At 72.9% G+C, this 19,933-nt stretch carries 16 protein-coding genes; 11 read left to right on the forward strand and 5 right to left on the reverse strand.

Going from position 1 to position 19,933, the window contains the following annotated elements:
- Positions 1–58: 58 nt before the first annotated feature.
- The 6 genes from IE271_RS31910 (at position 59) to IE271_RS31935 (ending at position 7,957) form a co-directional block, all read left to right on the forward strand.
- Entirely contained in the window at positions 59–2,914 is a 2,856-nt protein-coding gene (locus tag IE271_RS31910) for a DEAD/DEAH box helicase (RefSeq protein ID WP_190193971.1), read from the forward strand.
- A 379-nt stretch (positions 2,915–3,293) separates the two neighbouring features.
- Positions 3,294–4,889: a sensor histidine kinase gene (locus IE271_RS31915; RefSeq protein WP_190193972.1), complete on the forward strand. Its 1,596-nt coding sequence runs from the start codon at positions 3,294–3,296 to the stop codon at positions 4,887–4,889.
- Entirely contained in the window at positions 4,886–5,293 is a 408-nt protein-coding gene (locus tag IE271_RS31920; RefSeq protein ID WP_190193973.1) for a roadblock/LC7 domain-containing protein, read from the forward strand. Before IE271_RS31915 ends, IE271_RS31920 begins: the two co-directional genes overlap by 4 nt.
- Positions 5,290–5,703: a DUF742 domain-containing protein gene (locus IE271_RS31925; protein WP_190193974.1), complete on the forward strand. Its 414-nt coding sequence runs from the start codon at positions 5,290–5,292 to the stop codon at positions 5,701–5,703. The genes IE271_RS31920 and IE271_RS31925 overlap by 4 nt, the downstream gene beginning before the upstream one ends.
- Complete coding sequence (locus IE271_RS31930) at positions 5,684–6,304, forward strand: GTP-binding protein (RefSeq protein ID WP_190193975.1); 621 nt, start codon at positions 5,684–5,686, stop codon at positions 6,302–6,304. Before IE271_RS31925 ends, IE271_RS31930 begins: the two co-directional genes overlap by 20 nt.
- A 153-nt stretch (positions 6,305–6,457) precedes the next feature.
- Positions 6,458–7,957: a cytochrome P450 gene (locus IE271_RS31935; protein WP_190193976.1), complete on the forward strand. Its 1,500-nt coding sequence runs from the start codon at positions 6,458–6,460 to the stop codon at positions 7,955–7,957.
- On the opposite strand, the gene IE271_RS31940 is transcribed toward IE271_RS31935, so the two are convergent.
- The 3 genes from IE271_RS31940 to IE271_RS31950 form a co-directional block, all read right to left on the reverse strand.
- The gene (locus tag IE271_RS31940) at positions 7,951–8,913 is read right to left on the reverse strand and encodes an RluA family pseudouridine synthase (RefSeq protein WP_190193977.1); all 963 of its coding nucleotides are present in this window, start codon (positions 8,911–8,913) and stop codon (positions 7,951–7,953) included. The two genes, IE271_RS31935 and IE271_RS31940, sit on opposite strands and share 7 nt — an antisense overlap.
- A gap of 120 nt (positions 8,914–9,033) precedes the next feature.
- Complete coding sequence (locus tag IE271_RS31945; protein WP_190193978.1) at positions 9,034–9,882, reverse strand: siderophore-interacting protein; 849 nt, start codon at positions 9,880–9,882, stop codon at positions 9,034–9,036.
- Between the two features lie 166 nt (positions 9,883–10,048).
- A complete protein-coding gene (locus tag IE271_RS31950) occupies positions 10,049–10,954 on the reverse strand; it encodes a 5'-3' exonuclease (protein WP_190193997.1) in 906 nt (301 codons plus the stop codon).
- Positions 10,955–11,258: 304 nt separating this feature from the next.
- Between IE271_RS31950 and IE271_RS31955 the strand changes: the two genes are divergently transcribed.
- The 4 genes from IE271_RS31955 to IE271_RS31970 all read left to right on the forward strand — a co-directional run bounded on the left by IE271_RS31955 (position 11,259) and on the right by IE271_RS31970 (position 16,620).
- Positions 11,259–12,353, forward strand: a complete 1,095-nt coding sequence (locus IE271_RS31955; protein ID WP_190193979.1) for a quaternary amine ABC transporter ATP-binding protein — start codon at positions 11,259–11,261, stop codon at positions 12,351–12,353.
- Positions 12,346–14,961 carry an ABC transporter permease/substrate binding protein gene (locus IE271_RS31960; RefSeq protein WP_190193980.1) on the forward strand — a complete coding sequence of 872 codons (2,616 nt, stop codon included), beginning with the start codon at positions 12,346–12,348 and terminating at the stop codon, positions 14,959–14,961. The genes IE271_RS31955 and IE271_RS31960 overlap by 8 nt, the downstream gene beginning before the upstream one ends.
- A gap of 320 nt (positions 14,962–15,281) precedes the next feature.
- The gene (locus tag IE271_RS31965) at positions 15,282–15,866 is read left to right on the forward strand and encodes a helix-turn-helix domain-containing protein (RefSeq protein WP_190193981.1); all 585 of its coding nucleotides are present in this window, start codon (positions 15,282–15,284) and stop codon (positions 15,864–15,866) included.
- A gap of 16 nt (positions 15,867–15,882) precedes the next feature.
- Positions 15,883–16,620, forward strand: a complete 738-nt coding sequence (locus IE271_RS31970) for a helical backbone metal receptor (RefSeq protein WP_190193982.1) — start codon at positions 15,883–15,885, stop codon at positions 16,618–16,620.
- Between the two features lie 124 nt (positions 16,621–16,744).
- On the opposite strand, the gene IE271_RS31975 is transcribed toward IE271_RS31970, so the two are convergent.
- Positions 16,745–17,431 carry a gamma-glutamyl-gamma-aminobutyrate hydrolase family protein gene (locus IE271_RS31975; RefSeq protein WP_190193983.1) on the reverse strand — a complete coding sequence of 229 codons (687 nt, stop codon included), beginning with the start codon at positions 17,429–17,431 and terminating at the stop codon, positions 16,745–16,747.
- A gap of 157 nt (positions 17,432–17,588) precedes the next feature.
- Positions 17,589–18,323 carry a FadR/GntR family transcriptional regulator gene (locus tag IE271_RS31980; RefSeq protein ID WP_229919682.1) on the reverse strand — a complete coding sequence of 245 codons (735 nt, stop codon included), beginning with the start codon at positions 18,321–18,323 and terminating at the stop codon, positions 17,589–17,591.
- A gap of 75 nt (positions 18,324–18,398) precedes the next feature.
- On the opposite strand from IE271_RS31980, the gene IE271_RS31985 reads away from it, so the two are divergent.
- On the forward strand, positions 18,399–19,763 hold the full coding sequence (locus tag IE271_RS31985; protein ID WP_190193985.1) for a glutamine synthetase family protein: 1,365 nt from the start codon (positions 18,399–18,401) through the stop codon (positions 19,761–19,763).
- The last annotated feature ends 170 nt before the right edge of the window (positions 19,764–19,933 follow it).

Raw genomic sequence — 19,933 nt, forward strand, 5'->3', positions numbered from 1 at the left:
TTGGCGGCGAGGCGCTGAGCTGCGTGGACCGGCGGCCGCCCGGCGACAGATCCGGATAATGATCGTCCTTATGTCGGTGGTGGCCGGTAACCTCGAAAGTACGATGACAGAGGACCTCTCACCGGCCGAGCGGTACGCGGCAGCGCGCAAGCGGGCTGCCGAGCAGGCCACCGCGCTCGCCTCCTTCCGCGAGATGTACGACTTCGGTCTCGACCCCTTCCAGATCGAGGCCTGCCGGGCGCTCGAGGCCGGCAAGGGCGTGCTGGTGGCCGCGCCCACCGGCTCGGGCAAGACGATCGTCGGCGAGTTCGCCGTCCACCTCGCCCTGCGGCAGGGCAAGAAGTGCTTCTACACGACACCCATCAAGGCGCTGTCGAACCAGAAGTACGCCGACCTGTGCCGCCGTTACGGCGCCGACAGGGTGGGCCTGCTCACCGGCGACAACAGCGTGAACTCCGACGCCCCGGTGGTCGTGATGACCACCGAGGTGCTGCGGAACATGCTGTACGCGGGCTCGCAGACCCTCAGCGGTCTCGGGTACGTGGTCATGGACGAGGTGCACTACCTCTCGGACCGCTTCCGCGGCGCCGTCTGGGAGGAAGTGATCATCCACCTCCCGGAGTCCGTGACGCTGGTGTCGCTCTCGGCGACCGTGTCGAACGCCGAGGAGTTCGGCGACTGGCTCGACACCGTCCGCGGCGACACCGAGGTGATCGTCTCCGAGCACCGGCCGGTGCCGCTGTTCCAGCACGTGCTGGCCGGGCGGCGGATGTACGACCTGTTCGAGGAGGGCGAGGGCCACAAGAAGGCCGTCAACCCCGACCTGACGCGGCTGGCCCGCATGGAGGCGAGCCGCCCCTCGTACCAGGACCGCAGGCGGGGCCGCGCCATGCGCGAGGCCGACCGCGAGCGGGAGCGCCGGCAGCGCTCCCGGGTGTGGACGCCCGGCCGGCCCGAGGTCATCGAGCGCCTGGACGCCGAGGGACTGCTGCCCGCCATCACGTTCATCTTCAGCCGCGCCGCCTGCGAGGCGGCCGTCCAGCAGTGCCTGTACGCGGGCCTGCGGCTGAACGACGAGGAGGCGCGGGACAAGGTCCGCGCCCTGGTCGAGGAGCGCACGGCCTCCATCCCGGCCGAGGACCTGCACGTGCTCGGCTACTACGAGTGGCTGGAGGGCCTGGAGCGGGGCATCGCCGCGCACCACGCGGGCATGCTGCCGACCTTCAAGGAGGTCGTCGAGGAGCTGTTCGTGCGCGGCCTGGTCAAGGCGGTGTTCGCCACCGAGACCCTGGCGCTGGGCATCAACATGCCGGCGCGCTCGGTGGTCCTGGAGAAGCTCGTCAAGTGGAACGGCGAGCAGCACGCCGACATCACCCCCGGCGAGTACACGCAGCTCACGGGCCGGGCCGGGCGCCGCGGCATCGATGTCGAGGGCCACGCCGTGGTGCTGTGGCAGCGCGGCATGAACCCCGACCACCTGGCCGGTCTCGCGGGCACGCGCACCTATCCGCTGCGCTCCAGCTTCAAGCCCTCGTACAACATGGCCGTGAACCTGGTGCAGCAGTTCGGGCGGCACCGCTCGCGCGAGCTGCTCGAGACGTCGTTCGCGCAGTTCCAGGCCGACAAGTCGGTCGTCGGCATCTCCCGCCAGGTGCAGCGCAACGAGGAGGGTCTTGAGGGCTACAAGGCCTCCATGACCTGCCACCTCGGCGACTTCGACGAGTACATGCGGCTGCGCCGGGAGCTGAAGGACCGCGAGACGGAGCTGGCCCGCCAGGGCGCCTCGCAGCGCCGGGCCGAGGCCGCCTCGGCCCTGGAGAAGCTCAAGCCGGGCGACGTCATCCACGTGCCGACGGGCCGGTTCGCCGGCCTGGCGCTCGTCCTGGACCCGGGCCTGCCCGCGGGCCGTTCCAACGGGCACCGCGGCTTCGAGCACCACGACGGCCCGCGCCCGCTGGTGCTCACCGCGGAGCGGCAGGTCAAGCGGCTGGCGTCGGTGGACTTCCCGGTGCCGGTGGAGGCGCTGGACCGGATGCGCATCCCCAAGTCGTTCAACGCGCGCTCGCCCCAGTCGCGGCGCGACCTGGCCTCGGCGCTGCGCACCAAGGCCGGGCACATCGTGCCGGAGCGGCACCGCAAGCGGCGGGCCGAGGCGGCCGACGACCGCGAGATCGCCCGGCTGCGCACGGCGATCCGGGCGCACCCCTGCCACGGCTGCTCCGACCGCGAGGACCACGCCCGCTGGGCCGAGCGCTACCACCGGCTGCTGCGCGACACCTCGCAGCTGGAGAGGCGCATCGAGGGCCGGACGAACACCATCGCCCGCACCTTCGACCGGATCGTGGCCCTGCTGACGGAGCTGGACTACCTGCGCGGCAACGAGGTCACCGAGCACGGCAGGCGCCTGGCGCGCCTGTACGGCGAGCTGGACCTGCTCGCCAGCGAGTGCCTGCGCGAGCGCGTCTGGGAGGGCCTCGGCCCGGCCGAGCTGGCCGCCTGCGTCTCGGCGCTGGTCTACGAGTCCCGGGTCGGCGACGACGCGATGGCGCCCAAGCTGCCCTCCGGCGGGGCCAAGGCCGCGCTGGGCGAGATGGTGCGCATCTGGGGCCGCCTCGACGCCGTGGAGGAGCAGTTCCGCATCTCCCAGACCGAGGGCGTCGGGCAGCGCGAGCCCGACCTGGGCTTCGCCTGGGCGGCGTACTCGTGGGCCTCGGGCAAGGGCCTGGACGAGGTGCTGCGCGAGGCGGAGATGCCCGCGGGCGACTTCGTGCGCTGGTGCAAGCAGGTCATCGACGTGCTCGGGCAGATCGCGGCCGCCGCGCCCGCGGGCGGGGAGTCGACCGTGCCGAAGAACGCGCGCAAGGCCGTCGACGCGTTGCTGCGGGGTGTGGTCGCCTACTCGTCGGTGGGCTGAGCGCTCCGCCCGCGGGCGCGTTCCCCCGCACGTGCGCCGTCTCCTCCGGGAGGCGGCGTACGTGCGTTATGGGGCCGTTCCGGACACCGCCTCACCCGTGACGGTGAGGCGTTTTCGTTTGTCCTGCCGCCATTACGGAGCGTGTTCGATTGTGCTCCCCGATGCGTGAAAGGGGCCGAGACTACTCCGCTCCGGGGGCCATTTCAGGGCCTTGGAGAAGAGGGTTCGACGGTGATCCGGCGGGGCTAAGCTCGCCCGCGGCGCACCGAGTTGAGACGTATTCGTGCGCATGTTCCCCGATGCCTTGAAGGCGCAATGTGTACCCCCCACCTTCTTCGTGGACTCCCCGAACCCCCAGCCGATATCTCAGAGGGCATACATGGTGAGTGTTCAATCGCCTCCCGGTGGCCGTGACGTTCCCTACGCGCGCGTGCTGCTGCTGCCGGCCGTACTCATGGCCGCGGCCACCGGAGCCGCCGTCGCCGCGGTGGCGGAACCGGCCCGGATGGCCGTCGGCTGGTGCGGCGCCGTCGCGACGCTGCTGGTGACCGCGACCGCCACCGAGGCGGTCCGCCGGGGCCGGGTCCTGCGCCGGGCGCGCGCCGAGCACGCCCGGCGGACCGCGCTCCTGGAGGAGCGCATCGCCGGCCAGGAGGAGGACCTCGTCGCCTTCTCCAACGACCTGCTGCCGACGGCCCTGTCGGAGCTGCGCACCGGCGTCTCCCCGCCCGAGGTCATCCGCAGGCTCGTGGACTGCGACCCCCGGCACCGCGACCTCCCCCTGTCCCAGCGCGAACTGCTGCGCTACGTGCTGCGGATCGTCGACTACGAGGAGGCCAGGCGCGACTCCTCGCAGCGCTCCTTCGTCAACATCGCCCGGCGCGTCCAGGCCCTCGTCCACCAGCAGGCCAAGGAACTGCGGGAGATGGAGAACGACCACGGGAACAACCCCGACGTCTTCGACGACCTCCTGCGCATCGACCACGGCACCGCGCTGATCGGCCGGCTCGCCGACTCCATCGCCGTGCTCGGCGGCGGCCGCCCCGGCCGCAAGTGGCCCAAGCCGGTGCCGCTGTACAGCGTGCTGCGCGGCGCGATGTCGCGCATCCTGGAGTACCGCCGCATCGACCTGCAGTCGATCTGCAAGGTCGGCGTCGACGGCTCGTCGGTCGAGCCGGTCATCCACGCCTGCGCCGAGCTCCTCGACAACGCCACCCGTTACTCGCCGCCGCAGACCAAGGTGCACGTCACCGCGGTCGAGGTGCAGACCGGCGTCGCCATCGAGATCGAGGACGGCGGCGTCAGCCTCAGCGAGGAGGCCCGGCTGCGGGCCGAGAAGATGCTCGCCGACGCCCGGGCCGGCGTCGACCTCAACGCGCTCGGCGAGTCCCCCCGCCTCGGCATGGCGGTCGTCGGCCGCATCGCCCAGATGTACGACATGCAGGTCTCGCTGCGGCAGTCCGCGTACGGCGGCGTACGGGCCGTGCTGGTCGTGCCGCGCGCCATGCTCTCCACCGGCCCCGCGCCCGGTCTCGCGCACGGCATCGGCGCCACCGCCGTGCCCCGGGCCGACTACGGCGGCGTCGAGGGGCCCAAGCGGCCGCCCAAGAGGCGCCGCCCCACCGCGGGACCGCGCACCTCGGCGCCGCTGTCCGCGTCCATGGAGGACGACGTCCCCGAGGTCACCGAGTGGACGGACAACGGGCTGCCGCAGCGCCGCAGCCGCGTGAAGATCCCCTTCAGCCAGCGGGTGGCCGAGATGCGGGCGGCGGAGGCGGAGGCCGCCGCGGCCCGGGCGGCGGCGCCCCCGCAGTACACCCCGCCGGAGCCGGCGCCGCAGAAGCAGGAGCGCGAACCCGGCCTGTGGGTCGAGGCGTTCATGAACGGACTCAAGGGCGACCCGCAGCCGGGCGCGCAGGACACCACCGACCGGGCGGCCCGTACGGAGGCCGACGACGAAGGGGAGCGCAAGTGATCCAGCAGCGAGCCAACTTCGACTGGATGCTCAAGGAGCTCGCCGACGGGGTGCCCTACACCCGGCAGGTCGTCGTGCTCTCCGCGGACGGTCTGCGCATCGCGCGCCACGGCGGCGACCCGGACGCCGCCGACCGCATCGCCGCCGCCTGCGCCGGACTGCAGAGCCTGGCCGGCGCCGTCGCCACCGAGATCCCGGACAGCGACGGCCGGATGCGCATGGTCATCATCGAGATCAACGGCGGCTACTTCTACCTGATGGCCGCCGGGCCCAACGCCTACCTCGCCGTGCTCGCGGACGAGACCGTGGACGCCGGGCTGATGAGCAACCGCATGCGCGACCTCGTCGTCCGCATCGGAGCCCATCTGACCAGTCCGCCCCGGCGGAACGGGCAGACCGTATGACGCCTCCGAAACGACAACGGCGCTCGCCCGAGGCCGTCCCCCCGGAACCGTCCGAGCCCGCCGGCGAGCAGGGCGAGGGCAGCCAGCCGGAACGGCTGTACATCATCACCGGCCAGGGCGACGACGACGGCGCCCGTGCCTCCATCGACCTCGTCACCCTGATCGTGGCCCGCGCCGAGCCGCCGCCCACCACCCCGCCGGAGCAGTCCGCGGTGATCGGGCTGTGCACGGCCCCCCTGTCCGTGGCCGAGCTCTCGGCCTATCTCGACCTGCCGTTCAGCGTGATGTCCGTCCTGCTGACGGAGCTGCTGGCGGCCGAACTGGTCCAGGCGCGCGCCCCGATCGTCCGCTCGGCGCTGCCCGACCGTTCCCTCCTCGAAGCGGTGATGCATGGACTTCAAAAACTCTGACACCGTCACGGGTCCTCGCGCCGAGGACCACCTGCCGCACACGGCGCAGTCCGCCGTGAAGGTCGTGATCGTGGGCGGATTCGGAGTCGGCAAGACGACGATGGTGGGCTCCGTCAGCGAGATCAGACCGCTGACGACCGAGGAGACCATGACGCAGGCCGGCGTCGGCGTCGACGACAACTACGGCTCGGACACCAAGACCGCGACCACCGTCGCCATGGACTTCGGCCGCATCAGCATCACGGACCAACTGGTGCTCTACCTGTTCGGCACGCCCGGCCAGGAGCGCTTCTGGTTCCTGTGGAACGGCCTGTTCGAAGGCGCCCTCGGCGCGGTCGTCCTGCTCGACACCCGCCGCCTGGAGGTCAGCTTCGACGTCATAGGGCGCCTGGAGGAGCGCGGCGTGCCGTTCGTCGTGGCCGTCAACGACTTCCCCGACGCGCCCCGCTACTCCATCGACGACATGCGCTCGGCCCTCGACCTGACCGACGAGGTCCCCATCGTGCGCTGCGACGCGCGGCGCCGGGCCTCCAGCCGGGACGTCCTGATGACCCTGATGCGCTTCCTGCACTCGATCGCGATGACGTCGGCGCCCGCCTGAGCCTCCCGTCCGGCGGCCACAGCTCGCCCGGCGGCCGCCGTCCGTCCGGCGACCGCCCCTCGTGCGGCCGGGGCCCACCGGTGCCCGGCCGTACGACGGCCCCCACGCCGCCCTCCCCAGACCCCGGAACCCCCAGCCCCGAAAGCGATCACCGTGACGCCTGAATCCCCCTTCCGCACCGGTACGGACGACACCGCCCTCGCGCCGCCGCCGGGCTGCCCCGCCCACGGCACCGGACCGGGCGGACTGCACCGCCTGTACGGGCCCGAGGCGGAGGACCTGGCGGGCCTGTACGAGAAGCTGCGCGCCGAGCACGGCCCCGTGGCGCCCGTGCTGCTCCACAACGACGTGCCGATCTGGGTGGTGCTCGGCCACACCGAGAACATGCACATGCTGCGCACCCCCTCGCAGTACACCCGGGACAGCCGCATCTGGACCGCCGTCCAGAACGGCATGGTGGGATCGGACCACCCCCTGCTGCCGCACATCGCCTGGCAGCCCATCTGCGCCTACGCCGAGGGCGACGAGCACCTGCGGCTGCGCGGCGCGGTCACCGGCGCCATGTCGACCATCGACCACCGCGGCGTGCGCCGCTACATCAACCGCGCGACCCAGCAGCTGGTCAACGGGTTCTGCGAGAAGGGCACCGCCGACCTGGTCGGCCAGTTCGCCGAGCACCTGCCGATGGCGGTCCTGTGCGAGATCCTCGGCATGCCCGAGGAGTACAACGACCGCATGGTGCAGGCCGCCCGCGACATGCTCCGGGGCAGCGAGACCGCGATCGCCAGCCACGAGTACGTCATGGGGACCCTGGCGCGGCTCACCGCCCGGCGCCGCGCCCACCCCGAGGAGGACTTCGCCGGCCACCTGGTCATGCACCCGGCGCGGCTCAGCGACGACGAGGTGACCCAGCACCTGTGGCTGGTGCTGATCGCCGCCTACGAGGCCACGACCAACCTCCTGAGCAACGTGCTGCGCATGGTGCTGACCGATCCGCGCTTCCGCGCCCAGCTCAGCGGCGGCCAGATGACGGTGCCGGAGGCGGTCGAGCAGTCCCTGTGGGACGAGCCGCCGTTCAGCACCGTCCTCGGCTACTTCGCCAAGCAGGACACGGAGCTGGGCGGCCAGCGCATCCGCAAGGGCGACGGGCTGATCTTCGGGATCGCGCCGGGCAACGTCGACCCGCGCGTCCGCCCCGACCTGGCCGCCAGCATGCAGGGCAACCGCTCCCACCTCGCCTTCGGCGGCGGCCCGCACGAGTGCCCGGGCCAGGACATCGGCCGCGCCATCGCCGACTCCGGCGTCGACGCGCTGCTGCTGCGCCTGCCGGACCTGGAGCTCGACTGCGCCGAGGAGGACCTGGGCTGGACCCACTCCATCGCGTCGCGGCACCTGGTGGAGCTGCCCGTGCGGTTCGCGCCCACGCCGCCGCAGGACATCGACCAGCGCCCCGGGCACCCGGTGCCGCGGCCGCGCACGGACTGGCACGTCACGATGCCGCCGCCCGCGCCCGCACCGGCCCCCGCCGTGCCGGAGCCGCCCGCACCGCCCGCGGCGCGGACCCCGGCCCCGTCCGCGGCGCGGCCCCCCGCCGAGCCGGTGCGGCGGCCCGGTGCCTGGCGGCGCTTCCTGCTCTGGTGGCGCGGCTACTGAGCGGACCGGGCCCCGGAAGAGGACCAGGTCCCAGGGGATGGCCAGGCGGCCAGCTCCCGGCCGCTGACGAACCGGTGCCGCCGCCCCGTGGCCGGATCGGTGAACTCCAGCACCCGCGCCAGCAACTGGAGCGGGTGCCGGAAGTCGCCGGCCGGCACGGGGCCGGTCACCACCGGGTAGAGGGGATCGCCGAGGATGGGCACCCCCAGCGCGTTCATGTGCACCCGCAGCTGATGGGTCTGCCCCGTGCCGGGCAGCAGCCGGTAGCGCGCGAGCCCGCCGCGGTGCTCGGCCGACTCGACGCGGGTCACGGCGTTGGGTTCGCCCTCGACCTCGCGGGCGGTCAGCACGCCCCGCTCCTTCACGATCCGGCTGCGCACGGTCCGCGGCAGCGCGAGCGCCGGGTCGTGCGGGGCCACGGCCTCGTACTCCTTGCGGACGCGCCGGTCGCGGAAGAGCCCCTGGTAGGCGCCGCGGTCCTCGGGGCGCACGGTGAACAGCACGAGCCCGGCGGTGAGCCGGTCGAGGCGGTGCGCGGCCGTCAGCGCGGGCAGGCCCAGTTCGCGGCGGAGCCGGGCGAGCGCCGTCTCGGTGACGTGGCCGCCGCGCGGCACGGTGGCGAGGAAGTGCGGCTTGTCGGCGACGACGATGCGCTCGTCGCGGTACACGACGTCCACGGCGAACGGCACCGGCACCTCGGGCCGCCGCTCCCGGTGGAACCACAGGTACAGGCCCGGCACGTACGGCGCGTCGGGCGGCACGGGAGCGCCGTCCGCGTCCACGATCTCCCCGGCGCCGAGCATCCGGTCGATCACACCGTCCCCGGCCGCGAGCCGTGCCACCAGATGGTCCCGCACGGTGGGCCAGGCGCCGTCGAGCGGCAGCCGCACCCGCACCGCGTCGACGCCGTCCCGCTGCGGCAGGGGGGAGGGCGGGATCCCGCGCTTGCGTCTCACCCGGTCAGCCTACGAGGCGGGGTCCGGGCCGCGCCGGACCGGGACACCGGTGACGGTCGTCGGGCAGGCCGGGGGCCGGGGCGCTGTCCCTTCCTCGCGGGTACGTCCGGGGCCGTGCGGTCAGGACGCCGCCGGGGCGGCGCTCTCCTGCTCGGCCTCCACGCGGGCGTTCCACTCGCGCTTGGACGCCTGCCAGCCGTCCTCGTCGTGGCCGAGCCGCCAGTAGCCCGTGACGGACAGGTCCTCGCGGGGCACCTGGAGCTCCACGCGGAGCAGCTTGCGCAGCTCCTTCACGAAGCCGGCCTCGCCGTGCACGAAGGCGTGCACCCGGCCCTGCGGGAACGACAGGCCCCGTACGGCCTCCACCAGCGCCTCGCCGACCGGCCGCGTGCCGCGGTGCAGCCAGACCACCTCCACGTCGGAGTCGATCTTCTGCTCCTCCTCCGGGCCCGCGACCTCGACGAAGGCGTGCGCGCGGGCGCCGGCGGGCAGCGACTCCAGGGCGGCGGCGATGGCGGGCAGCGCGCTCTCGTCACCGGCCAGCAGGTGCCAGTCCGCCCCGGGGTCGGGCGCGTAGGCGCCGCCGGGGCCGAGGAAGCGGACCAACTCGCCGGGCCGGGCCCGGGTGGCCCACGGCCCGGCCAGGCCCTCGTCGCCGTGGACGACGAAGTCCAGGGTCAGCTCCCGCACCGCCGGGTCCCACGCCCGCACGGTGTACGTCCGCGTCACCGGCCACTGCTCGCGCGGGAACTCCTCGCGGATCCGCGCCATGTCGAAGGGCTCGGGGTAGGTCACGCCCTCGGCCCCGAACAGCAGCTTCACATAGTGGTCGGTGCAGGTGTCCGCGGCGAAGTCCGCCAGGCCGTCGCCGCCGAGGACCACACGCTGCATGCGGGGCGTCAGCCGTTCGGTGCGGACGACCCGCGCGGAGTGGGCCTTGGGCACCCTGCGTGCCGGACGCTCTGCCATGACGGCCTCCGAATGTGCTGGATAAGGCTTACCTAACAAGGATGCCATCCTTCCTAGCACCTCACCCGGGCCGAGCGCAGGGCCGACCCGTCGGGACCGGTCATGTGTCGTCATGGGAACCGGTTTTCGACAGCCTTCCGGGCTGTCCTCCCCCCAGTCTTCCGGATCATCCCTCCAACGTCGTGAGCAGCCGCTGGAGCGAACCGCCCAGGCCCCAGCGGCGGCCGAGCCCCTCCAGGGCCTCCGCGTCGCGCGGCGTGCGCGGCAGCGCCGTGTCCACCTCCGGCAGCGGTACGTCGGAGGCGACCCGGACCACCTTGGGCGCCGCCTCGACGTACGCCCGCGAGGCGTCCAGGCGCTTGCGCTGCGACGGCGTGAGCGCGGAGGCCGGGTCGTCGACGGCGGCCATGATCCCGGCCAGGTCGCCGAAGGCGTCGAGCAGCCTGGCGGCCGTCTTCTCGCCGATCCCCGGCACGCCCGGCAGGCCGTCGCTGGGGTCGCCGCGCAGCAGGGCCAGGTCCGCGTACCCCGCGCCGTCCACGCCGTACCTGCCGCGCAGCCACGTCTCGTCGGTGACCTGGAGCGAGCCGACGCCCTTGATCGGGTACAGCACGCGCACCCGCCGGGCGTCGTCCACCAGCTGGTACAGGTCGCGGTCGCCGGTGACGATGTCCACCGGGCCCGTGGCGCGGCCCGCGAACGTGCCGATCACGTCGTCCGCCTCGTACCCGGCGACGCCGACGCGGGCGATGCCCAGCGCGTCCAGCACCTCCTCGATGACCGGGACCTGCGGGGAGAGGGTGTCCGGCACCTCCTCGGTGTCCGGTCCGCCGTCGGACTCCCGGGCCACGCGGTGCGCCTTGTAGGAGGGGATGAGGTCGACCCGCCACTTGGGCCGCCAGTCCGCGTCCATGCAGGCCACCAGGGAGTCGGGGGCGTGGTCCCGGACGAGCCGGTCGATGAAGTCCAGCAGGCCCCGCACGGCGTTCACCGGCGTGCCGTCGGGGGCCTTCACCGAGTCCGGGACGCCGTAGTAGGCGCGGAAGTACAGCGAGGCGGTGTCGAGAAGCATCAGGCGTCGGGTCACGGCAGGCATCATGCCGTACGCCACGGACAGTCACCGTCCGGCGCCGTATGCGGAACGAGAAGCGGAATCCTGTCCGCGGGCTTTGGTCAAAACGTAAACAAAATGTGAGCAGAGCCACTTCTACGTTTGCTGTCGAAGGTGCCGGGAATGCGCCGACCCGGAGCGGACCCGGTCAAGATTTTTGCCCGCCAGGCAAGGCGAGAACCGGACGTGCGGGCGGAACCCGCGTCGCTCCACGGCCCGTTGGCGGGGGAGGCGGGCCGTTCTTGGTACGACCCGAGAGGTACGTGTGTCATCCAGGCTGCAGGCCGAACACCTTTTCAAAGTGTTCGGCAGACGACCCGACGACGCGGTGGAGAAACTCCGCCGAGGCTGCGACCGAGAGGAACTGCGCGCCGACGGCACGACCGCCGCGGTGATCGACGCCTCCTTCACGGTCGAGCCCGGACAGATATTCGTCGTCATGGGTCTGTCCGGGTCCGGCAAGTCGACGCTGCTGCGCATGCTCAACGGCCTGCTGGAACCGACGGCGGGTCACGTGCGCTTCGACGGACAGGATCTGACGGAGCTGAGCGACCGCGAGCTGCGCCAGGTCCGCTCGAAGAAGATCAGCATGGTCTTCCAGCACTTCGCGCTGTTCCCGCACCGCAGCGTCCTGGAGAACGCCGCGTACGGCCTAGAGGTGCAGGGGGTGCCCCGCGCCGAGCGGGAGAAACGCGCCACCGAGGCCCTCGAACTCGCCGGTCTCGCGGGATGGGAGAAGTCCTGGCCCGACGAACTGTCCGGCGGCATGCAGCAGCGCGTGGGCCTGGCCCGGGCGCTCGCCACCGACGCCGACCTGCTGCTGATGGACGAGTCCTTCAGCGCGCTCGACCCGCTGATCCGCCGTGACATGCAGGACCAGCTCATCGAGTTGCAGGACAAGCTCAAGAAGACCATCGTCTTCATCACGCACGACCTCAACGAGGCGATGCGGCTCGGTGACCAGATCGCCGTCATGCGCGACGGCCGGATCGTCCAGACCGGCTCGGCCGAGGACATCCTGGTGCGCCCCGCCAACGACTACGTCGCCTCCTTCACCCAGGACGTCGACCGCTCCCGGGTGCTCACCGCGGCCTCCGTCATGGACACCGACGTACGCGGCGACGAGGCCGGCTGCGGCTGCCCCACGGCCACGTCCGGCACCCCCTTCGGCGAGCTGTGCGCGATCAGCGCGCGCGTCTCGCACCCCGTCGCCGTCGTCGACACGGTGAACGGCGAGCGCAGGCTGGTCGGCGTGGTGCCCCGGCAGCGGCTGATCGGCTCCCTCGGCGACGAGCAGGGCGACCCCGCGCCGTGCGACAGCCCGCGCGCCGGCGGGGAGAAGGTGGCCGCCCGTGCCTAGGATCCCCCTCGGCGACTGGGTCAACGACGCGGTCGACTGGCTGCTGGACCACGTGGCCTGGCTCTTCGACTTCTTCAAGACCGTCTTCCTCGGCGCCTACGACGGCATCAGCGCGGTCCTCCAGGCGCCCGAACCGCTGCTGCTCGCGGGCATCTTCGCGGTGATCGCCCTCTGGCTGCGCGGCACGCTCGCCGCGGTCCTCGCCTTCCTGGGCTTCGCGTTCATCGACTCCATGGAGTTGTGGGACGACGCGATGGTGACGCTGTCGCTCGTCCTCGTCGCCACGATCATCGCGCTGGTGATCTCGGTGCCGGTCGGCATCTGGGCGGCGCGCTCCAGCCGCGTCAGCGCGGCCGTGCGCCCCGTGCTCGACTTCATGCAGACGCTCCCGGCGATGATCTACCTCATCCCGGCGATCCTGTTCTTCGGCACCGGCGCCCCCGCGGGCATCGTGGCCACCCTGATCTTCGCCCTGGCCCCCGGCGTCCGCATGACGGAGCTGGGCATCCGCCAGGTCGACAAGGAGCTGGTCGAGGCCGCCGAGGCCTTCGGCACGACTCCGCGCAACACCCTGCTGCGCGTCCAGCTGCCGCTCGCGCTGCCCACGGTCATGGCCGGCGTGAACCAGGTCATCATGCTGGGCCTGTCCATGGCCGCGATCGCCGGCATGGTCGGCACCGGCGGCCTCGGCGGCGACGTCAACGAGGCCATCGGCCAGCTGAACGTGGGCCTGGGCTCCGAGGCCGGCGTCGCCATCGTCATCCTCGCCATCTACCTGGACCGCATGACCGGCGCGCTGGGCACGCAGGTCTCGCCGCTGGGCCGCCGCGCCGCCGCCCGGGCCCGCGCCGCCCAGGGACTGAAGATCTGGTCCTACCGTCCCCGGCCCGCCGTCGCCGTGGTCGGTGTCGTCGTCCTCGCGCTGGTCGCGGGCGGCATGGGGATCTTCGGCCCGGCGAACGACAGCACCACCGCCGTCGCGTCCGACGGCAAGAACGTCGGCCAGGGCAAGAAGGTCACCATCGGCTACATCCCCTGGGACGAGGGCGTCGCCTCCACCTTCCTGTGGAAGGAGATCCTTCAGGAGCGCGGGTTCGAGGTCGAGGCCAAGCAGTTCGACGCCGGGCCGCTGTACACCTCGCTCGCCCAGGGCAGCGTCGACTTCCAGACCGACGCCTGGCTGCCCACCACGCACGAGCAGTACTGGAAGAAGTACGGCGACCGGCTGGACGACCTGGGCTCCTGGTACGGCCCCACGTCCCTGGAGCTGAGCGTGCCCTCCTACATGAAGGGCATCGACTCGCTGGAGGACCTCAAGGGCCGGGCGGCGGAGTTCGGCGGGAAGATCACCGGCATCGAGTCCAGCGCCGGCGAGATGGCCCTGCTGAAGAGCAAGGTGCTCAAGGAGTACGGGCTCGACGAGGAGTACGAGGTCGTCGACAGCTCCACGCCCGCGATGCTGGCCGAGCTCAAGCGCGCGTACGCCAAGAAGGAACCGGTCGTCGTCACGCTCTGGTCGCCGCACTGGGCGTACAACGACTACGACCTGAAGAAGCTGAAGGACCCCGAGGGCGCCTGGGGCGAGGGCGACGGCGTGCACACGCTGTCCCGCAAGGGCTTCGCCGAGGACAATCCCGAGGTCGGCCGGTGGCTCAAGGACTTCGAGATGGACGAGAAGCAGCTCACCTCCCTCGAAGCCGAGATCAACAAGGCGGGCAAGGGGCAGCAGCAGGAGGCCGTGCGCACCTGGCTGAAGGACAACCCCGGGGTCGTCGACGAGCTGGCCCCGGTGGAGGGCGGCACGACGGCCGCCGCCGAGACGAAGCGCCCGCTGGACGTCGCCTGGTTCCCGTGGGAGGAGGACGTCGCCGTCACCTACCTGTGGAAGAACGTCCTGGAGAAGAAGGGCTACGAGCTCAACCTCAAGCAGATGGACGTCGGCCCCGTGTACACGGGGCTGTCCACCGGCGACCTCGACCTCAACTTCGACGCCTGGCTGCCGTACGGGCAGAAGAGCTACTGGGACAAGTACAAGGACGACCTGCACGACCTGGGCAGCTGGTACGGCCCGACCTCGCTCGACGTGGCCGTGCCGTCCTACGTGAAGGGCGTCGAGTCCTTCGAGGACCTCAAGGGGAAGGCCGACGTCTTCGACGGCAGGATCGTCGGCATCGAGCCGGGCACCGGCCAGATGGACCTGCTGAAGAACAAGGTCCTGCCCGGGTACGGCCTGGACGGCGAGTACAAGGTGGTCGACGGCTCCGGCCCCGCGATGCTCGCGGAGCTGAAGCGCGCCTACGCCAGGAAGGAGCCCGTCGCCGTCACCCTGTGGTCGCCGCACTGGGCCTACAGCGAGTACGAGCTGACCCGGCTGGAGGACGGCAAGAAGCTCTTCGGCGACAGCAACAGGCTCCACACCGTCTCCAGCAAGGACTTCCCGGAGCAGTACCCGCGGCTCACGAGGTGGATCGAGAACTTCGAGATGAGCGAGGACGAGCTGGGCACGCTGGAGAACGAGATCAAGGACCGCGGCCGGGGCCACGAGGAGCAGGCCGTCGCCGCGTGGCTCGAGGACCACCCGGACGTCGCGGAGCGGATGACGTCGTGACGGTCCGGCAGGCCGGGCGGGGGCGGTAGGTCCCGCCGGGCCGAGGGGGTCCGTTCGAGGGGCGGGTCCCGGCGCGAAGCACTTCGCGCCGGGACCCGCCCCTCGCGGCGTTCGCCGAGGTCTGTCGCGGCTGTCGGACCGGGGTGATGGAATACCTCCGACCGCGGTGGACGGGACACCGCCCGTGCACGGGGTGTGACAGAGATGTCACGGGCGGATGAAACCGTTTGCCGAACATGCGTAGGGTGCAGACAACTCATCAAAGGGCGGCGCGTACGGGACGTCGCCGGCACGACGACGCAAGGGAGGGAGCCGAAGCCATGGACGACAGCAAGGAGAACCTTCGGGTGGGTGCGGCCGTACGGCGAAGGCGCCGGGCACTGGAGCTCACCCTCGCCGTCGTGGCCCGGCGCAGCGGCCTGTCGGTGCCGTTCCTGAGCCAGATCGAGAACGAGCGGGCCCGGCCCAGCACCCACTCCCTGCAGCGGGTCGCCGACGCCCTCGGCACCACCGCCGCCGAGCTCCTCGCCGCCGCCGACCGGGCCCGCTGCGTCGACGTGGTCCGCGCCGGGGACGAGCCGGGACCCGACCCCGAGACGGGACCGGTCCCAAAGGCCCGGGTGCGCCCCCTGGTGCGCGGACACCACCAGATGCACGCCCTGGAGTACACCGGCGACCACGGGGAGAGCAGCGAACTGCAGCACCGCAACGACGAGTTGATGTACGTCGCGGAGGGCGCCGTGGAGGTGGAGGCGGAGGGCCGCGCCCACCGCCTGGGCCAGGGCGACACGCTCTACCTGACGGGCGGGGTGCGCCACCGGTGGCGGGCGACGGTGCCGGACACGCGCGTCGTGGTCGTGACCGTCGCCGACCACATCGACGCGGTCGACGATCCGCGCAGGTGAGCGGCGGATCCCGGCCGTGAGGGTCGTCTCGCTGGTGCCTTCGCTCACCGAGGCGGTCGCGGTGTCGGCGCCCGGCGTCCTCGTCGGCGCCACCGACTGGTGCACGCACCCGGCCGGGCTCGACGTCGTGCGCGTCGGCGGCACCAAGAACCCCGACACCGGGCGGATCGCCGCGCTCGCCCCGGACCTGGTCCTCGCCAACGAGGAGGAGAACCGCGGGCCCGACCTCGACGCGCTGCGCGGGGCGGGCCTCGAGGTGCTGGTCACCGAGGTACGGGACGTGGCGCAGGCGTTCGCCGAGCTGACCCGGGTGGTGCTGGCCTGCGGGCTGCGCGGCCGGCCGCGCTGGCTGGACGAGGCGGAGGCGGCCTGGGCCGCCGTGCCGCCCGCGCCCCGCGCGCCGGCCGCGGCGGACCGCCCCCGGGCCGTCGTGCCGGTCTGGCGGCGGCCGTGGATGGTCCTCGGCCGGGACACCTTCGCCGGGGACGTGCTGGCCCGCCTCGGCGTCGACAACGCGTACGCGGCGCATCCGGACCGCTATCCGCGTGTCCCGGTGGAGGAGCTGCGGGCGGTCCGCCCCGACCTCGTCGTCCTGCCCGACGAGCCCTACCGCTTCACCGCCGACGACGGACCCGAGGCGTTCCCGGGCACGCCATGCGCCCTCGTCGACGGGCGCCACCTCACCTGGTACGGGCCGTCGCTGGCGACGGCGCCCCGGGTGCTGGGCGCGGCGCTGCGGGCGGCGGCGGGCTGATCCCCGCCGGGCGCCGCGCCGTCCGTCCGGACGGGAACCCCCGTGCGGGCGCGTCCGAAGGGCGGCCGGACGCGCCCGGAGGCAGGGCGCACCCGGGGGCAGGGCGTGCCGGTGCCGGGCGCGGTCAGGAGGCGGCCGCGCGGACCAGGCCCGACATGACGCGCAGGTCCACGTCCATCTCCGGGTGCCACTGGACGCCGAGGACCCAGCCGGGGCCGGGAAGTTCGACCGCCTCCACCGTGCCGTCCTCCGCGAACGCCGACGCCGCCAGGCCGCCGCCGAGGCGGTCCACCGCCTGGTGGTGGTAGGCGGGCACGGACGCCTCCTCCGGGACCAGGCCCGCGTACAGCGTGCCCGGGACCGGCTCGACCGCGTGCCGGCCGAAGACGCCGATCACCTCGGCGTGCCCGTCGATGTGCTGGACCAGCGTGCCGCCGAGGGCGACGTTCAGCAGCTGCATGCCCCGGCAGACGCCCAGCAGGGGCGTGCCCGCGGCCAGCGCCGCCTCGATCAGGGCCAGCTCCCAGGCGTCCCGCTCGCGCGCAGGGGGACCCGTACGGGGGTCCGGCTCGGCGCCGTACCGCGCCGGCTCCACGTCCGGGCCGCCCGCGATCACCAGTCCGTCCAGCCGGGCCACGGCCGCGGCGGCCCGCGCGGGGTCGTCCGGCGGCAGCATCACGGCGAGGCCGCCCGCCGCCTGCACCAGCCGCGGATACCCGACGGGCAGCAGGGCCGCCTCCAGTTCCCACGCGCCCCAGCGCGCGCCCGACTCCAGATACGTGCTGACGCCGATCAGCGGCCTGTCCGTCATGCCTGGTGCTCCTCGTGCCTCGTACGCCGTGCGGCCGCCGTGCCGGCGGCGCCGGTCCATGATGCGCGCGGCCGGTGCGTACGACGGCAATGGCCCCCTCCCGTACCTTTCGGCGGTCCGGGCCGTGCCCTTCGGGGTCCGTGGGCCGCCGGCCCGCTCAGGCCAGGAAGCCCCGCAGCAGGGCCGCCGTGCCCGCGCAGTGCTCGCGCATCGCGGCGCGCGCCGCCTCCGCGTCCCCGTCCAGGACCGCCTCCACCAGCGCGGTGTGCTGGCGCTGCGAGTGCTCCAGGTTGCGCACCAGCAGCGGGATGCAGTCCAGCAGGTCGTTCACGCGCGCCCTGGCCCCCGCGTACTGCGCGGTGAGCGTCGGCGATCCGCTCAGCTCGGCGAGCGTGAGGTGCAGCAGCGTGTCCCGGCGCCGGTAGTCGGCGAGCGGCGCGTCGTGCGTGCGCGCGAGCGCCTCGCGCAGCCGCCCGGCCCGTTCGCCGGACAGCCGGTGCGCCGCGCACAGCTCCGCCGCCCCCACCTCCAGGACCTCGCGGAAGCGCAGCAGGTCCTCGATGTCGACGTCCGCGACCCGGCGGCGCAGCGCGTCCCCGCCGGCCGCCTCGGCGCGCGGCAGCACGAACGTCCCGCCGTACCGTCCGCGCCGCGCCTCGACCAGGCCCTGCTCCTGCAGCACCTTCAGCACCTCGCGCAGCGTCACCCGGCTGATGCCGAGCCGGTGCGCCAGGTCCCGCTCGGCCGGCAGCCGCCCGCCCGTGGGCACCAGGCCCAGGCGCATCACCTGGAGGACCTGCTCCAGAGCCTCCTCGAAGCCGTTGCCCGCCCGGACCGGGCGCAGCACCTGGGCGAGCCGGTCGTGTGCGTCGTGCGCGTCCGTGCGCGACATCGGGCCGTGCCCCCTTCCCAAGCAAAGGTCTTCCGCCATACCTTATGGCTCCCGGCCGACCGAAGGAGCCCCTCCGTGGCAGACCGCACCGCGCCGCTCGGCGTCGAGGAACTGCACGCCCTCGTCGCGAGCGGGGAGATCGACACCGTCGTCCTGGCCTTCCCCGACATGCAGGGGCGCCTCCAGGGCAAGCGGTTCGCCGCGCGCTTCTTCCTCGACGAGGTCCTGCACCACGGCACGGAGGGCTGCAACTACCTCCTTGCCGTCGACGCCGAGATGAACACCGTCGACGGGTACGCGATGTCCTCCTGGGAGCGCGGTTACGGCGACTTCGCCATGTACCCGGACCTGACCACGCTGCGCCGGGTGCCCTGGAACGAGGGCACCGCCCTGCTCGTCGCCGACCTCGCCTGGAGCGACGGCTCGCCCGTCACCGCCGCCCCCCGCCAGATCCTGCGCCGCCAGCTGGACCGCCTGGCCGCGCTCGGCTACACCGCGCAGGTCGGCACGGAGCTGGAGTTCATCGTCTTCAAGGACACCTACGAACAGGCCTGGGACGCCGGCTACCGGGGGCTGACCCCCGCCAACCAGTACAACATCGACTACTCGGTGCTCGGCACCGGCCGCATCGAGCCGCTGCTGCGCCGCATCCGCAACGAGATGGCGGCCGCGGGGCTCACCGTGGAGTCGGCCAAGGGCGAGTGCAACCCCGGCCAGCACGAGATCGTCTTCCGCTACGACGAGGCCCTGGTCACCTGCGACCAGCACGCGATCTACAAGACGGGCGCCAAGGAGATCGCTGCCCAGGAGGGCGTCTCGCTCACCTTCATGGCCAAGTACAACGAGCGCGAGGGCAACTCCTGCCACATCCACCTCTCGCTCACGGACGCCGACGGCGGGAGCGCGATGTCGTCGGACGGCGAGAGCGGCATGACCGACGTCATGCGCCACTTCCTCGCCGGGCAGCTGGCCGCGCTGCGCGACTTCTCCCTGCTGTACGCGCCGCACATCAACTCCTACAAGCGGTTCCAGCCGGGCTCCTTCGCGCCGACCGCCGTCGCCTGGGGCCACGACAACCGCACCTGCGCGCTGCGCGTGGTCGGCCACGGCCGCTCGCTGCGCTTCGAGAACCGGCTGCCCGGCGGCGACGTCAACCCCCACCTCGCCGTCGCGGGCCTGGTCGCGGCGGGCCTGTACGGCGTCGAGCACGAGCTGGAGCTGCCCGAGCCCTGCGCGGGCAACGCGTACGCCGGGGAGTACGACCACGTGCCCACCACCCTGCGCGAGGCCGCGGCGCTGTGGCGGGACAGCCCCATCGCCCTGGCCGCCTTCGGCGAGGAGGTGGTCGCCCACTACCACAACATGGCGCGGGTCGAACTGGCCGCCTTCGACGCCGCGGTGACCGACTGGGAGCTGCGCCGCTCCTTCGAACGCATGTGAGGGACCCGGTCCGCCCGGTCCCTCCCGCACGGCTCTTCCGGGGGCCTTCCCCGCCCGAACGACCGCCTGTGAGGCCCCACTTGTCCGATCCGCGCGCATCCGCAGACCGCTCCGGGAACCCGTCCGCTGACCGGTCCCGGAACCCGTCCGAGGACCGGTCCGGCGAGCAG

The sequence above is a fragment of the Streptomyces minutiscleroticus genome, assembly GCF_014650875.1.
Taxonomy (GTDB): Bacteria; Actinomycetota; Actinomycetes; order Streptomycetales; family Streptomycetaceae; genus Streptomyces; species Streptomyces minutiscleroticus.

What these genes read in the sequence shown, in the direction of transcription:
- IE271_RS31910 (WP_190193971.1), top strand. Translation starts at nt 59, where the DNA reads ATGATCGTCCTTATGTCGGTGGTGGCCGGTAACCTCGAAAGTACGATG.
- IE271_RS31915 (WP_190193972.1), top strand. Translation starts at nt 3,294, where the DNA reads ATGGTGAGTGTTCAATCGCCTCCCGGTGGCCGTGACGTTCCCTACGCG.
- IE271_RS31925 (WP_190193974.1), top strand. Translation starts at nt 5,290, where the DNA reads ATGACGCCTCCGAAACGACAACGGCGCTCGCCCGAGGCCGTCCCCCCG.
- IE271_RS31930 (WP_190193975.1), top strand. Translation starts at nt 5,684, where the DNA reads ATGGACTTCAAAAACTCTGACACCGTCACGGGTCCTCGCGCCGAGGAC.
- IE271_RS31945 (WP_190193978.1), bottom strand. Translation starts at nt 9,882, where the DNA reads ATGGCAGAGCGTCCGGCACGCAGGGTGCCCAAGGCCCACTCCGCGCGG.
- IE271_RS31950 (WP_190193997.1), bottom strand. Translation starts at nt 10,954, where the DNA reads ATGCTTCTCGACACCGCCTCGCTGTACTTCCGCGCCTACTACGGCGTC.
- IE271_RS31965 (WP_190193981.1), top strand. Translation starts at nt 15,282, where the DNA reads ATGGACGACAGCAAGGAGAACCTTCGGGTGGGTGCGGCCGTACGGCGA.
- IE271_RS31975 (WP_190193983.1), bottom strand. Translation starts at nt 17,431, where the DNA reads ATGACGGACAGGCCGCTGATCGGCGTCAGCACGTATCTGGAGTCGGGC.
- IE271_RS31980 (WP_229919682.1), bottom strand. Translation starts at nt 18,323, where the DNA reads ATGTCGCGCACGGACGCGCACGACGCACACGACCGGCTCGCCCAGGTG.